Annotated in this window: 2 protein-coding genes; both read right to left on the minus strand. The window is 40.8% G+C overall.

All coding sequences use genetic code 11. The features are described 5' to 3' along the window. Window positions 1-101 precede the first annotated feature (101 nt). Window positions 102-629: a 3-hydroxyacyl-[acyl-carrier-protein] dehydratase FabA gene (gene fabA / locus QZ019_RS09795; protein WP_294565425.1), complete on the minus strand. Its 528-nt coding sequence runs from the start codon at window positions 627-629 to the stop codon at window positions 102-104. Between the two features lie 50 nt (window positions 630-679). Then, window positions 680-1,321, minus strand: coding sequence for a cAMP-activated global transcriptional regulator CRP (gene crp, locus QZ019_RS09800; protein WP_249082286.1), 642 nt, complete (start codon window positions 1,319-1,321; stop codon window positions 680-682). Window positions 1,322-1,389: the final 68 nt, after the last annotated feature.

Here is a 1,389-nt window from a genome sequence, read left to right on the forward strand (position 1 = left end):
TTATAAAACAAAAAGTTAATAAATTAGTTTAAAATGTCATGCAAAATAAAAGCCCTTTATGTTTAAATAAAAGGCTTTTATTTATGAAAAAGGAATAAAGATTATTTGGCCGGAGGAATTAATCCCACCTGTAAATCTTCGGCTGTATAAATATGTTTCCCGTCAGCAAATACTTTACCGTCAGCGACACCCATAATCAATTTTCCGCGCTCAATGATGCGTTTGATAGTTATTTCGTAGGTAACAAGTTTACAACTATCTATAACTTCACCTTTGAACTTAACTTTATTAACGCCAAGGGCGCGACCTTTTCCCGGGCCTCCGCGCCAGCCGAGGAAAAATCCTACCAATTGCCACATGGCATCAAGGCCAAGGCATCCGGGCATTACAGGATCGCCGGGGAAATGGCAGGCAAAAAACCACAGATCAGGGGTTATATCAAGTTCAGCCTGAATAAAACCAAGACCATGTTCTCCGCCATTATCATCTATATGGGTAATTCGATCAAACATCAGCATATTGGGGGCGGGAAGCTGGCTGTTGCCGGGACCGAACAGTTCGCCGCGGCTGCAGGCTAGTAAATCTTCTTTTGAAAAAGAATGGATTCCGCGTTCAAGCAGTGAAGCCATCAATAAACTCCTTTAAATAATAAAAGTCCGGCAAGGCGGATTTTTAATGATTAGCGAGTACCAAAAACAACAATAGTCTTACCGTGTGCCGTAATAAGATGCTGTTCTTCCATCATTTTGAGAATACGTCCGACAGTTTCTCTTGAACAGCCTACAATCTGTCCTATTTCCTGTCGAGTGATCTTAATCTGCATTCCGTCGGGATGGGTCATGGCTTCCGGCTGATGAGCTAAATTGATTAAGGTCTGAGCAATACGTCCGGTAACGTCAAGGAATGCTAGATTTCCGACTTTCTTTGAAGTTGCGGCAAGACGACGTGACATTTGAGCAGACAGACGCATTAAGATTTCAGGATTAACCTGAACCAGCTGTTTGAATTTACTGTAAGAAACCTCTGCAACTTCGCACTGAGTTTTTGCTCGCACCCAAGCTGTTCTAATGGGATTTTCAGATTGATCAAAAAGACCGACCTCACCGATGAAATCACCTTGATTTAAATAGGTAAGAATCATCTCGCGGCCTTCGGCATCCTTGATTAAAACGACGACCGATCCCTTAACAATGTAGTATAAGGTTTCTGCTTTTTCTCCGGCGTGCATGATTGAACTTTTAGCAGGATACTTATGGATGTGACACTGACTTATGAACCAGCTAATAGTGCTGTCAGTTTGCGGTTTTATAATACTGCTCATAATTTATAGCTATACGACCTTAACTTATTGTTTAAAGGTAAAAATATAATTTTTTTGATAATAACAGA

Source organism: uncultured Succinatimonas sp. (assembly GCF_905203285.1).
Classification (GTDB): domain Bacteria; phylum Pseudomonadota; class Gammaproteobacteria; order Enterobacterales; family Succinivibrionaceae; genus Succinatimonas.